The 13,481-nt window shown below is 45.2% G+C and carries 13 protein-coding genes and 1 tRNA gene; 5 read left to right on the plus strand and 9 right to left on the minus strand.

The genetic code is table 11. The annotated features are described in order from the left end of the window. Positions 1 to 45: 45 nt before the first annotated feature. The 9 genes from FCL48_RS15325 to hisB all read right to left on the minus strand — a co-directional run bounded on the left by FCL48_RS15325 (position 46) and on the right by hisB (position 10,183). On the minus strand, positions 46 to 474 hold the full coding sequence (locus tag FCL48_RS15325) for a response regulator (RefSeq protein WP_136873198.1): 429 nt from the start codon (positions 472 to 474) through the stop codon (positions 46 to 48). Between the two features lie 51 nt (positions 475 to 525). Then, the gene (locus FCL48_RS15330; RefSeq protein ID WP_169309245.1) at positions 526 to 2,181 is read right to left on the minus strand and encodes a PAS domain-containing sensor histidine kinase; all 1,656 of its coding nucleotides are present in this window, start codon (positions 2,179 to 2,181) and stop codon (positions 526 to 528) included. 869 nt (positions 2,182 to 3,050) lie between these two features. Beyond that, a complete protein-coding gene (locus FCL48_RS15335) occupies positions 3,051 to 4,982 on the minus strand; it encodes a long-chain fatty acid--CoA ligase (RefSeq protein WP_205747728.1) in 1,932 nt (643 codons plus the stop codon). Continuing rightward, entirely contained in the window at positions 4,982 to 5,638 is a 657-nt protein-coding gene (gene ubiE / locus FCL48_RS15340; RefSeq protein ID WP_136873202.1) for a bifunctional demethylmenaquinone methyltransferase/2-methoxy-6-polyprenyl-1,4-benzoquinol methylase UbiE, read from the minus strand. The genes FCL48_RS15335 and ubiE overlap by 1 nt, the downstream gene beginning before the upstream one ends. 162 nt (positions 5,639 to 5,800) lie before the next feature. Next, positions 5,801 to 7,159, minus strand: coding sequence for an asparagine--tRNA ligase (asnS, locus tag FCL48_RS15345; RefSeq protein WP_136873204.1), 1,359 nt, complete (start codon positions 7,157 to 7,159; stop codon positions 5,801 to 5,803). Positions 7,160 to 7,171: 12 nt separating this feature from the next. Continuing rightward, positions 7,172 to 8,077, minus strand: coding sequence for a DUF89 domain-containing protein (locus FCL48_RS15350; RefSeq protein WP_136873206.1), 906 nt, complete (start codon positions 8,075 to 8,077; stop codon positions 7,172 to 7,174). Further along, positions 8,074 to 8,799: a tRNA 2-thiocytidine biosynthesis TtcA family protein gene (locus FCL48_RS15355; RefSeq protein ID WP_136873208.1), complete on the minus strand. Its 726-nt coding sequence runs from the start codon at positions 8,797 to 8,799 to the stop codon at positions 8,074 to 8,076. Before FCL48_RS15355 ends, FCL48_RS15350 begins: the two co-directional genes overlap by 4 nt. Before the next feature lie 106 nt (positions 8,800 to 8,905). Continuing rightward, a complete protein-coding gene (locus FCL48_RS15360) occupies positions 8,906 to 9,532 on the minus strand; it encodes a hypothetical protein (RefSeq protein ID WP_136873210.1) in 627 nt (208 codons plus the stop codon). Positions 9,533 to 9,583: 51 nt separating this feature from the next. Continuing rightward, positions 9,584 to 10,183 carry an imidazoleglycerol-phosphate dehydratase HisB gene (gene hisB / locus FCL48_RS15365; RefSeq protein ID WP_136873212.1) on the minus strand — a complete coding sequence of 200 codons (600 nt, stop codon included), beginning with the start codon at positions 10,181 to 10,183 and terminating at the stop codon, positions 9,584 to 9,586. A gap of 241 nt (positions 10,184 to 10,424) precedes the next feature. Here hisB and FCL48_RS15370 point away from each other — a divergent pair. From FCL48_RS15370 to truA, 5 genes are all read left to right on the plus strand, one after another. After that, a tRNA-Gly gene (locus FCL48_RS15370) sits at positions 10,425 to 10,499 on the plus strand. A 71-nt stretch (positions 10,500 to 10,570) separates the two neighbouring features. After that, the gene (gene rplM, locus FCL48_RS15375; RefSeq protein WP_136873214.1) at positions 10,571 to 10,999 is read left to right on the plus strand and encodes a 50S ribosomal protein L13; all 429 of its coding nucleotides are present in this window, start codon (positions 10,571 to 10,573) and stop codon (positions 10,997 to 10,999) included. Positions 11,000 to 11,016: 17 nt separating this feature from the next. After that, positions 11,017 to 11,409: a 30S ribosomal protein S9 gene (rpsI, locus tag FCL48_RS15380; protein ID WP_136873217.1), complete on the plus strand. Its 393-nt coding sequence runs from the start codon at positions 11,017 to 11,019 to the stop codon at positions 11,407 to 11,409. 243 nt (positions 11,410 to 11,652) lie between these two features. Then, positions 11,653 to 12,693 carry an N-acetyl-gamma-glutamyl-phosphate reductase gene (argC, locus tag FCL48_RS15385; protein WP_136873220.1) on the plus strand — a complete coding sequence of 347 codons (1,041 nt, stop codon included), beginning with the start codon at positions 11,653 to 11,655 and terminating at the stop codon, positions 12,691 to 12,693. A gap of 12 nt (positions 12,694 to 12,705) precedes the next feature. Continuing rightward, entirely contained in the window at positions 12,706 to 13,476 is a 771-nt protein-coding gene (gene truA, locus FCL48_RS15390; RefSeq protein WP_136873222.1) for a tRNA pseudouridine(38-40) synthase TruA, read from the plus strand. Positions 13,477 to 13,481: the final 5 nt, after the last annotated feature.

Here is a 13,481-nt window from a genome sequence, read left to right on the forward strand (position 1 = left end):
ATCTTTGCAAACTGTTAATATTCCGTCATGCCCCTTTGCATCGCATCAAAGAGGCATGGACATATGTTTTTTCAAAAGGGCCTGGTCAATCTTCTCCTGGTGCAAACGTTTCTTTTCATAGGCCTCTTCAAGCTTTTCAAGAAGCGGATCTGTTTCAATGGGCTTCATCAGATAATCAAAGGCTCCAAGTTTCATTCCTTCAATACCTGACTCCACTGAAGCATGCCCCGTAAGCAGCAGCACCTCGACCAGCGGCTTCAGACTGCGAATCTGACGCAGGGTTTCGATACCATCCATTCCCGGCATTTTTACATCCAGCAGCACCACGTCTATACGCTTATGCTCCAGAATCTCTAAAGCCTTCTCGCCACTTTCTGCACTCATCACGATCAGGCCACGCTTCGTCAGAATTTTCGAGGTCATCTCTCTGAATTCATCTTCATCGTCAACAACCAGTACACAGAACTCATTCATGGTTTATTCTCCTTCAACGTTATAATATTTGGCAGGAGGTCACTGTTTCCGTCATTTCGATTCACCAAAGCTGATGACCGGCAAAACAATGGTAAAAATGGCCCCTCCACCCTTTCTGTTTGCAACCGTTATCGATCCTCCAAGTTTCTGGATGATGTCGTAGCTTATATAGAGCCCCAGGCCTGTTCCCTTACCTGGATCTTTGGTTGTGAAGAAGGGATCAAAGATCTGTTTTATATTCTCTGGTTTTATCCCCGGACCGCTATCGGCAAACTCCAACACCAGCTTGCCATCACGGCTCGTTTTTGAACTCAGCTCGATCTTCCCACCATGACCGACCGCATCAATTGCGTTATTGATGAGGTTGAGAAATACCTGCTGCAACTGTGGGCCGTCGGTCATAGTTCCGGGCAGGTTGTTGTCCAGATTTTTAACTATGGTGATATTGTCGTATCCGGCCTGACGTTCTACAAAGGAGACCGTTTCCAAGAGGAGTTCGTTAACCTGCACCTTTTCCTGTTGGCTGGACATTTTTCTCGAAAAGCCAAGCAGCCTGTGGGTAATAGTGCCTGCCCGTTGAACGTGGTGTTTGATCTGTTGCACAGCCTTCTGGTATTCACCCAGATTTTTTACCAGAGTCGGATCCTCATCTGGCAGAAGCTCACTTATCCACCCCGCCTGGTTGGTGATCATTTGCAGGGGGTTATTAATTTCATGGGCAATACCCGCAGCTAATCGGCCCACTGTTGCCATTTTTTCCACCTGAACAAACTGCAGGCCTAATGTTGCATATTCCTTGTCAGCCCTCTCAATATTTTTTGACAGAACAAGGCTGACAAAGGTTGCTGCGATCATCGAGATGAGTGAAATGGCAATGACAATGGAAATTATCTTGTCCCGAAGGCGCAGATAGTAGTGAAGGGAATCGGCTATGTTGGCTGTAACCACCAACTGCCAGTGCCCATTGTCTATTGAGCGCGTCGCGGAAATATCGGTTGATGTGATGATTGATGATGAGTTATTTTCAAAGGCAAGCAGTGTTTTGTCAGTTTCTGAAAGATCTGTTTTACCGAGTAAACTCGGAGTTTGCAGTTCTCCCACGCGGTTGACAATAAAGGCATCCCCATGAGGACCAAGCTGGGCTGAATGAAGCAATGAATTGAAAATACTTGAATTAATGGTTGCCCTGAGTACATAATTCTTCAGCGGATCAGTAACCGCTACCACAAAATGAGGAGTGTTGCGAAACCCCATGAAAACATCACTGACATGCACTCCACTGATCAAAGTCTCTCTGAACCAGGGTGCATCATCATATTTCTTCCCTTCTATTTTTGCCCGGTAAGGGCCAACATACGCATGCTGAAAGCCCGTAACATCTATGACCTGCAGGTCTACAATATCCCCCTTACTATTCATGGCTAGAAAGACCTTTTCGACATTTTCCTTATTAAAAAAATAGTCTTCAGAGTACAGTGTAACCAGCATGCTCAGCGTATTGATTTTGTCTTTTAAAAACTGCGTAATTACCTCTGCCCGATGTTCAATGGTACTGGTGGCAAGCTCATTTAATTTGATAATATTGGTTTCTTCCACAGACCCCTTCATTATCCAGGCAAAACAGGCAATTGGTACAACACTCAGACAAAAGAAGGCCACGAGCAGCCTTTTGGTGATTGTTGTGTAATAATTCCGTTTTCTTTCCATGGCTGCCTCTGTCAGTGAGCAAAGTTTGCAAAATGAAGTGAGTAGCAACGTGCTTGATTCCGAACGTAAATCTGTGTGTAAACCAACAAAGACAGGGGAGAGGAGTTTGCGCTGTGATACCATCTTTTCATCATGATTAAAGACCCCGCTTACACCTGAATAAATAATTACACCGTTATACTCTCATGAATGGATACGCAACCGCCGTGCCACGAGGAGACCACTCCATAATATTATTTTTTTATATGTAAAATCAGGATATTAAGAGTTAAAGATAGAAGGAAGGGAAGATAGAGATAGCAGATACTGTTTTATTTCAAATGATCGTTTAGTCCAAATCCTTAACAGCATGTAAAGAGGATTGACACTTGCCTTATCTATGACAGGTATCTTTTGCTCTCTTAGCTTCATCGACATATTGAAAAACCGAAAATAATACAGATATCCATTTATATTTATTGTATTTTTTAGAACAACCAGGGGGGCTATTATAATGACTGAGGTATCAGCTACCTGCAACAGTTATTTAAAAGAAATAATACGTTAGGGAAAGAGGCGATTAGAGTACAGACATTGCATCTGTAAACTCGATTCTCAGAGGCTTAAGGGACAGGAGATCCGCCAAAGTTTCGGTATTACAAAACAAACGTAGAAAGACATGGCGTGCACCGCTAAAACTGGCGGCTTGATGATTGGTTCTTGAAAACAATTTTTAAACGATAGCGAAGATTTTTTGTAGGTGGTCAGCCTGAAGACAAAAACCACCTGCAATCAGAGCAATAGAATATAATGCTCTCTGTTTTTAGGTACACTAAGACAACGGCTCCACATCAAAAGCTACATAAATACACGAAACCGTTAAGGTGCTCTTAATGAAGTAGGTCGTTTATCAGCTGTTTATATTTTTTCTCAATGACGTGACGCTTCTTTTTTAAGGTGTTGGTTAATTCGTCCCCGAGTTTAAACTCTTTATCGAGAAACATGATCCCATGCAGCTTTTCATAGGGCTTAAAACCTTGCTTTGGTTTGAGAATACGGTTCATATCATTACGAATAAAATCCAGGACCCTGCCATCGGTGATAAGCTCACCCTTTTCTTTAAAATCGCTCATCTTCGTGGCAACATACTCTTTCAACTCTTCAATGTTTGGCACCAGAAGGGCCCCAAGACCTTTCTTGTCCTGGCCCACCAGAATAGCATCCTGAATAAAGGGGAACATGGTCAGTACATTCTCGATCTTCGTCGGATCGATGTTTTCTCCACTGGAAAGAACAATTATCTCTTTTGCCCGCCCGGTTATAACAAGTTCACCATTGAGTGTCATCTTGCCCAGATCACCAGTCTTGAAAAATCCATCCGCTGTGAAAGATTTCTGGTTTTCCAGTTCGTCATTATAGTAACCCTTGGTAACCTGCGCTCCACGAACCTCAATTGCCCCTTCGCTCCCAGGAGGAAGAGTCGTCCCCTCTTCGCTCACCACCCGTAGCTCGGTCATGGGTACAGGTGGCCCTACGGTACCATAGGTTCGGCAGGTCACCCCCCTTCCGGCTATTGCCGGCGAACATTCTGTCATTCCGTAGGCGTTGACAATACGGATTCCAACCGCATCTATCCATTCCTCAAGATAGGTTGCCAGGGTTCCACCACCACTGATTGCAAGACGCAGTCTCCCGCCAAAACGATTCCGTACCATGGCCAATTTTTTATCTGCCAACTTATAAATTGGATACAGGATAACCATTTTCAGAGATGCGATACTTTTTCCAAAATAATTCACCAGAAACTGCTTTCGTTCAAATACCGGAAGCCGTCCTAGTGCTTTTCTTTTATTGCGTCGATAGGCGGCAGATGCCCAGACCAGGGCATCAAATATTTTTTGTGCCGTGGCCCCTTTCTGCTTCACAGCCCCCTGCACCTTACTGTACAGGGACTCCCAGACTCTCGGGACAGTTGCGACAAGTGTCGGTTTGTATTTCTCCAGATCCTTTGCAAAATTCTTGATCGACGAATACACCAGAGTCGTTCCCCGGGCGAGGGCAACATACTCCGCCGTCCGCTCGAAGATATGCCAGCTGGGAAGTATGGAGAGCCAGTTATCATGTTCAGTGAGCTGAATCACCACCGGTACCACCTTGACATTGTGCATGATGTTACCGTGGGTGAGCTGCACACCCTTTGGCATGCCGGTCGTACCGGAGGTATAAATGATGGTCAGGAGATTATCCTCGGTTATCTGCTGGCCAAGCTCAAGAAATTGTTCGATATCCTTGGGGGTGTATGAACGATCTTTAAGGAGATCCAGATAGGAGAAAAGATGATTGAAAAGTGTGTGCCTCGCGCCACCGGTCATGACAAAGACAGACTTGAGCTGCCTGCAACCACGGATAAATTCGCCATGCCGCTCTAAAAGTGCATCCGTTTCCACAATGAGGAAATTGCTCTGCGAATGTTCAATGATAAATTCAAGTTCCTGAGTTGGGGTGTCGGAACCTCTAGGAACATTGACCGCCCCAAAGGACATAAGGGCAAGGTCAGTGACAATCCATGCGTATCTGTTGTCGGAGAGAACCATGACCTTATCGCCGTTACCTATCCCCCGCCGCCTGAAAGATTTCGCCAGCAAGAGAACATCTTCAAACAATTTAGCATAGCTGACACGGTGCTCTTCATCACCCACGTTATAAATGTACGCAGTGTTTTCGCTGTATTTTCGAACACTGTTTACAAAAAAGGTAAAGAGCGTTTCCTGAGTACTGTAGACAGGGAGATGCGAGATTTGGAACATACTATTTTCAGTCATTATTTTGCCCCCCAATGAACACCGATGGTACCAAACATAAACTTCTTGAACTGCACATCTTGAAAACCGGCCAAGGTAAAAAGCTCAGCCAGATCAGTTGCAGAGTAAAAATCCATCGTGGAGCCTGTGAGGTATGCATAAGCCGCCTCATCATCGGCGATCATTTTGCCAAGAACAGGTATCCCAAAACGAAAATATAATCGAACAAACGGGTACAGTAGATTTTTTTCAGGAGGTGTCGTATCGAGGCAGACAACCTTACCTCCGGGTTTTAACACCCGGTGTACTTCACGCAAGACTACCAGGGCGTCGTCCACATTTCTTAAAAGATAACCAAAGGTGACCGCGTCAAAGGTGTCCGATGCAAAGGGCAACGTATTGGCATCACATGCGAGCCAGTTGATATTACGGCCTGTAAACCGACGCTTGGCCTCAGCCAGCATATTAAGAGAAAAATCTGCTCCTAATACCTTGGCTCCCGGGTAGGTTTGCTCCATTAAATCGGCAATATCTCCGGTACCGGAGGCGAGGTCAAGCGTCGTTCCATTTTCAGGATTACCCGACCGGGCAACGACAAACCTTCGCCATTTCTGATCCTGACCAAGGGTCATGACCCGGTTCATCAGATCATAACGTCCGGCTATATCATCAAACATCTTCTGAACTCCAGGCCCTTTACCCACGCGCCCCCCACATAAAACAATCACAAACCATCATGTCTGATTCCTTTTAGAAATAACCAGCTCCCCACACCCCTGGTAAAGCTGAAAAATGCTCCCCATTACAAACATGCATCATTTGTCAAGTTGTCGCCCGATTCAACATGGAGCAGATCCCGGCGTTCTTGGAAATGGTATAACTTCACGAATATTGGTCATACCTGTCACAAACTGAACGAGACGTTCAAAGCCTAAACCATAACCGGAATGTGGAACAGAGCCGTAGCGTCTTAAATCCGTGTACCAACTATAATCATCGAGATTAATTCCCGCCTCAACCATCCGGGACAGAAGAACTTCCAGGCGTTCCTCCCGCTGGCTGCCTCCAATAATCTCGCCGATGCCGGGCACCAGAATATCCATTGCTGCTACCGTTTTTCTGTCGTCGCTCAGACGCATATAAAAAGGTTTTATGTTTGCCGGGTAGTCTGTAACAATCAGCGGACGCTGAAAGACCTCCTCAGTGAGATACCTCTCATGCTCTGACTGTAAGTCAATTCCCCATCTCACAGGATATTCAAATTGTTTCCCGCAGCTGCACAACCGGTCAACGGCCTCAGTATAGGTGATATGGGCAAAGTCTTTATCCACAACTGTCTGCAATTTTTTCAGCAGTCCCTTTTCGATAAAATTATTGAAAAGCTGCATATCCTCGGGACAATTATCCATAGCGTCCTGCAGAAGATATTTCAACATCTCTTCTGCCATCTTCATGTTCCCCTGCAGATCACAAAAGGCCATTTCAGGCTCAATCATCCAGAATTCTGCCAGGTGGCGTGAGGTGTTGGAGTTTTCGGCCCGAAACGTGGGCCCAAAGGTATAAACGTCTCCAAGGGCCAGGGCATACACTTCCGCCTGTAACTGTCCACTGACCGTAAGGCCTGCAGACCTGCCAAAGAAATGGTCATTCGTCCCTTTTTCCTGGCCTGTTACAACCTGAAACATTTCTCCGGCACCTTCACAATCACTGGTTGTGATTATCGGAGTGTGTACCTGAACAAAGCGTCGCTCCTGAAAAAACTGGTGAACTGCATAGGAGAGTCGCGAGCGAACCCGGGCAACAGCCCCCAACGCATTGGTGCGAGGTCTCAGGTGACTAATCTCACGTAAAAACTCAAAAGTATGCCGCTTTTTCTGTAAAGGATAGACCTCAGCGTCAGCCTCTCCTACAACATCAAGACTTTCCGCATGGAGTTCAACGGCCTGACCTTTGGCTGGTGAAGCCTTGAGAATACCGTGAACGACGACGCTTGACCCAGTACTGATATTTTTAATATCTGCTGCATAGTTGGGAAGTGATTGGTCTGCAATGATCTGAAGATTACTCAGGCAAGACCCATCGTTGACCTCAACAAAGGAAAAACTTCCTGTATCTCTTTTCGTACGCACCCAGCCGCAAACGGTAAATGCCTGATCTGCGGGCTCCGTTTTCAAAATGTTTTTAACGCGTGATTTCATAAGATTCCCTTTTTATCTCTTTGCTGGAGAATAGAGTAAAGCAAATTCGCCCTTACCGATTAAGCCCGCTCCCTGATAACCTGAAATGTCCTGCATATGCTTTGCAGCGGCAGGACACTTTACGGTGAGCAAAAAATAAAGTTCTTCATCCGACTCCGATAAACTTTCAAAGTTTCCCTGACCTTTTGCAATAATCAGGTCAGCACTCCGATATTTTTCTAAAAAAGACTCCGATCCATCGGCCAGACTGGTTCCCGGATAACGCCCACCATTGCTGATTATTTCCGCATAGTTGTTGAGACCGGCATAATAGGCGTCAGAAACAAGCGCATCATTAATAATCGGACCATCTTTTACTGCAACTGTAATTTTAGCCCCCGTTGCAAAAAGCTGCTCAATGAGCAGAGAATCAAAGACAATCTCGCCACAGTTATCGGCAAGATAAAGAATTTTCGATTCCTCGTTTAGGTTGGCAACCGCAGCATAAAAGGACTTGCCATGATCAATGACAAAAACTGTTTCCCTGCTCTTTTTAAGGGTCCTGAGAATATCAAAATCCGCATTGGCACCATAGTCTATGATGTTACCGGCAATGGAAAATCGTATGGCAAGATCAAGACGCTCTCTCGGAGGCTTCCCCTCAAGTTCCTCGCGTAACTGTGGCATTAGAGCACGCGCCAGTCTGTTGCTTTCCTGTTTCTTTTCTTTATAGGGATCATCTACTCCGGTGAGCTGCCTGATTGTATCATAGACCTTGGCGGCAATAACAGGTGGACTTGTATCTATTTTCATTGTAGCAATCTGCAAGGAGACCGCTCTGACAACCTGCTCATGCATCTCCTCAGAAGAAGAACACAATCTTACCGCCTGGAGTGTTTGCCGCAGGAGACAGGGAAGGCAATCTATACTCGTTTTCATAAGAGGTAATTTGTCCTCACATTAGAGAGTGCCGCAAAAAGAGAGCTTTTGGCGCCGTCTTCTGTGGCGTAGAGATTTGCAAGCAGACTGCGTACTTTTTCTCTACGGGTATTTGCGGAAAGCGGACAATTATTTTCAACCGGATAAAGATCAAAAATTCCGGCTATCTCGACAACATCTATTTTTTCCAGATAGCACATTGGCCGAACAAGAGAAAGAGTTTGTTTGAAAAGTTCCTGCTTGGGAAGCATGGTTGAAATGTTTCCGCTGTATATGGCATTGATCATAAAAGTTTCTATCAGGTCATCTTTGTGGTGTCCAAAGGCAATTTTATTGTAACCATGGTCCTTTGCAAAATCAAAAAGCTGACTACGTCTATTTCTGGAACAGAGATAACAGCTCCTTTCCTGCTCTTCCTGCCATTCATCCTCCACCAGCAACTCAATTGAATATCTGCCCAGTTGTGTACCAATAGTTATTGCAGGAGACCGACCTTCATTCTGATTTTTCCAGAAGCCATGATCGATGTGAAGAGCCTGTAATTCAAATGTTATCGGCGCTTTTTTCTGCCACAACTTGAGCAGGCAAACAAGGACAAGACTATCAACCCCACCGGACAGGGCCACAAGAACACGATCTCCGTCTTCAAACATTGAATAATCGTGCATTGCCTGGCCAATTTTTTTATTTAACCGGGCTGGTATTTGTGGAATTTTTTTCATCAGAACAGGCTCATCAGCTAAAAATGTACTGCAGTGTCCTAAGACGACAAAACCCGCAGACCTCATAGAAAAGGACTGCGGGTGGGCACGGAGAAAAACGTACAGTTTATTTCAGGTACGGACATTCATCCAAACGCTGCTTTATTCCCTGCTCCAGCAACTCTTCTGCCGTGACCCAGTGAAATCCACGTTTTTGCATCTTGCTGTATGAGAAAATATTGCTCAGCAGATCTTCTTGGGTCTCCTGAAAATCAGCAGACCAGAGCATTGCACCGGTGGGTGCATGGCGCAAGACCATATGAAAGTCGGCAGATGCCGGGGCATCCACGGCAAGCTCCGTTCCATCTCTTTGGACAAAACGTCTCACCATGGTGATAAGCACACCATCACAGTTCACCTTTTTCCCCAGGGCTGTGATAGTGCCGGAAAAACCTCCGGAGACCTCTTCGACAGCAGCCGACATCTGGGCAGAGTTGATCATGCGCACTTTGGGGTTCTGCGAAAGTTCCGCTCCCATATATGCCGTTGCATGAGCCGCGCCTCGTTCAAGCATGCGGGCCGCTTCGTAAGTGATGCTTTCATCCTTGTCAACGGAAGTGACCGCTGGAATTACGGCGATGCACGAAAGTGGTTGAAGCGGTTCCTGTACTTCTTTACCCTTCATGGTAGAGCAAGATGAGAGGGAGGACACCAGAAAGCAAAGACACAGGGAGATTTTTAATGTGTTTATCACGTATTCACCTTTTTTATATTCAGATCTGTGTATTAAAACTGTTTTTCCTTGTTAAAGGGAGCCTTTTGAAGAGAGAGCACCCTCAATATCAATTTTCTGACAAGCACCTCTCAAGGTCCGTCCAAATCCTTTGAACACGGCCTCAATAATATGATGACCATTTTCACCGTGCAACAGATCAATGTGCAGAGTCAGCCCAGCATGTTGTACTACAGCACGAAAGAATTCTTTTGCCAGAGCCGTATCAAACGTTCCAAGTTTTTGTTCCACTACTCCAGCTTCATAATGGAGGTATGGTCGATTTGAGATATCGACGACAACCCTGACTAAAGTCTCATCCATTGGAAGATAACAACTCCCGTAACGGGCGATACCGCCTTTCTCTCCCAGTGCGTCTCCAATAGCCTTACCTAAACAGATGCCTATATCTTCAACGGTATGGTGATCATCCACAGCTGTATCACCTGTTGCATGTAGCGTCAGATCAAAAAAACCGTGAACCGTAAAAAGTGTCAGCATATGATCAAGAAACGGTACACCGCTCTCTATTTTATACACTCCGTTTCCATCAAGATCAAGCTCAAGGCTGATATCCGTCTCTGCGGTTTTTCTCTGAATTTTGCTTTTTCGTGCTTTGTTGTTCTCTGCCATATTGGTATCAGTTATAGATTTTGTGAGGAAAAAGTAGTAAAAATATATTTAAGAAATCCATACCATTAAATGAACCTTATAACAATATCATACTTTAAAGTTATATCTCATTCCCTATTTTTCGTGACAGTTTTAAAGAAAAAAACTATAATAAGAAACTTAACTCAATTAACTTTTTAATTGACACGCAGTTGTAGACCTAGTATATACACCGCAGTTTTGACACACAAAAACAAAATGAGCGGGAATAACTCAGTGGTAGAGTGCAACCTTGCCAAGGTTGACGTCGCGAGTTCGAATCTCGTTTCCCGCTCCACTATAAATTATAAAAGGTTCGACGACGTTCGGACCTTTTTTTATTAATTGTTTGACCAGTTGAGGGATATAATGAAAACCTATCTTGCCCCAGTCAACGAGATTGAGAAGAAATGGTATATTGTTGACGCAGAGAACAAGGTTCTGGGCCGTTTGGCGACAGAAATTGCTAACCGACTTCGCGGAAAACATAAGCCTACCTTTTCATCCTTTATCGACAATGGTGATTTTGTAGTTGTTACGAACGCAGAAAAAATTGCACTTACCGGAAACAAATTAGATGACAAGAAGTACTATCGTCATACCGGTTACATGGGTGGAATTAGAGAGATCTCTGCCAAAGACCTATTGGTGAAACATCCAGAAGATCTTCTCATCAAAGCGGTAAGAGGTATGCTTCCTAAAAACAAACTGGGACGTGCTCAACTGAAAAAGCTCAAAGTATACGCCGGCACAAAGCATCCTCACGCGGCACAACAGCCAGCTGAACTAGATATTTAATCTTGGAGAATAAAAAAATGGCTCAAGATCGTTTTTATGCCACAGGTAAGAGAAAAAATGCCATTGCCAGAGTTTGGCTTACCCCAGGTACCGGCAAAGTAATTGTAAACAAAATGGAAGCTGACGACTACTTTGGTCAGATTTTCAAAAGTCAAAAAATTGTTAAGCCTTTTAAGGTTACCGAGACACTCGATCAATACGATGTCATGGCAACCCTGAAAGGTGGTGGTAAATCTGCTCAGGTTGATGCGCTATCCCATGGTATTTCACGCGCTCTGCTGGAAAGTAACCCTGATACCAGGCTACCACTCAAACAATCCGGTCTGCTGACTCGTGACCCACGCCAGAAAGAAAGAAAGAAATACGGTCAAAAAGGCGCTCGGGCAAAGTTCCAGTTCTCCAAACGTTAATATCCAGCGTTTTTTATACGGAACAGACAGCACATCTTGGACAATCAAGATGTACATTGTTGTTAAAAAGGGGAATGACAGTTTTGCTGTCATTCCCCTTTTTTCTTTTTTTGCACATAGTAACAACGCCCATGCCCTTTCAGCGCTGTCGCATTAGATCGGGATCAGGCATAAATATTTTCACGGGTTACCTTTCAACGAAGAGTTTCTACTCCTTTCCCCTCACTACAGGAACTATAGATCATGATTAAAGTTGGAATAATTGGAGCGTCAGGCTATGCAGGCGCAGAGCTTACCCGAATCCTCTGCAACCACCCTCAGGTAGAACTGGCTATGGCCACCTCAAGACAATATGAAGGAATAGCCTTATCTGAGGTTTTCCCCCATCTGAGGGGCAAGGTTGATCTTATCTGTGAAAATATTAAAGCAGAAGATCTTGCGAAAAAAGCTGATCTTTTCTTTACTGCAGTTCCGCACAAAACAGCAATGGACCTGGTTCCCGTACTACTGGACGCTGGGAAAAAGGTCATCGACCTGTCAGCAGACTTCCGACTTCGTGATCTCGCAACCTATGAAAACTGGTATCAGCCACATTCTTCTAGCCAATTTCTGGCAGAAGCTGTTTATGGCCTTCCCGAACTTTACCGACAATCCATAAAAAACTGCCGGATTCTTGCAAATCCAGGTTGCTACCCGACCTCCATTATTTTAGGCCTTGCCCCACTTCTTAAAGCAGGTGCTATTGTGCCTGAAACCATCATCGCCGATTCTAAATCAGGTACATCTGGTGCGGGAAGGGTTGCACAGACCGGAACCCTGTTTTGCGAAGTGCATGATGGTTTCCGCCCATACAAAGTCGGCAGGGCTCACAGACACACACCTGAAATTGAGCAGGAACTCTCTCTTCTTGCAAAAACTGACGTTTTTCTAACCTTCACCCCACATCTTCTACCTATTTCAAGGGGCATTCTCAGTACAATCTACGCAACACTTACCCCTGGCCAGAAACCGGAGAGTATCAGAGAACTGTTTGAGGCCCAATACAGGGATGAACCATTTATACGTCTTCTCAAGGAAGACAGCTTTCCGGCAACCCAATATGTCAAGGGCTCGAATTTTTGTGATATCAGCTGTAAAATTGACCAAAAGACCAACAGGATTATCGTGATGTCGGCAATTGACAACGTCGTGAAAGGAGCCGCCGGCCAGGCTGTGCAGAATATGAACATCATGTGTGGGATCCAGGAAGAAACCGGTCTCCTGTCAGCACCTTTATTTCCTTGATTTTTTTGCAAGATGTCAACACCACTTAGAACCATCAAGCTCACCATCAGTTACGATGGCACCGACTATTGTGGCTGGCAAAAACAAAAGAATGGAAAGACGATACAGGGCGAGATCGAGCAGTGTCTCGCCACTATGACAACAGAGGAGATCCCCCTGCATGGTGCAGGCAGAACCGATGCCGGTGTCCATGCACTCGCTATGGTCGCACATTTTAATTGCCGCTCACAAATCTCCAGCACGGCTCTTCAGAGCGGAGCAAACTCAATGCTTCCCGGTGCAATACGAATAATGGAGGCAACGGAGGTCGATCAGCATTTTCATGCAAGATTTTCCGCCGTCGGCAAAAAATATCGTTATTCTATCTTCACTGGAAAAATTCAACCTCCCTTTTCCAGATTTACAAGCCTCCACGTCACGGCCCCCCTCAACCTTGGTCTCATGCAGGATTGCCTGAATGTAATCATCGGGACCCATGACTTTTCTTCGTTTGAAAATACCGGATCAAGGGATAAGTCGAAAACCACAGGGCGCGGTGCAATCCGGACAATCTACAGTGCGGTGTTGATTCAACCAGAAAAAGACCTGCTCATCATCGAATTTACAGGTGATGGTTTTTTAAAAAATATGGTGAGAAATCTTATTGGAACACTGCTGGATGCAGGCAAAGGCAAGCTTTCTCCAATTACCTTCAAGAAAATACTTGAGGCAAAGGACAGGACAAAAGCCATGGCGACAGCTCCAGCCCACGGCCTCACCCTTGTGGAAGTCTACTACAGGTGACTTCC

This window comes from Desulforhopalus sp. IMCC35007, assembly GCF_005116575.1.
Taxonomy (GTDB): Bacteria; Desulfobacterota; Desulfobulbia; order Desulfobulbales; family Desulfocapsaceae; genus Desulforhopalus_A.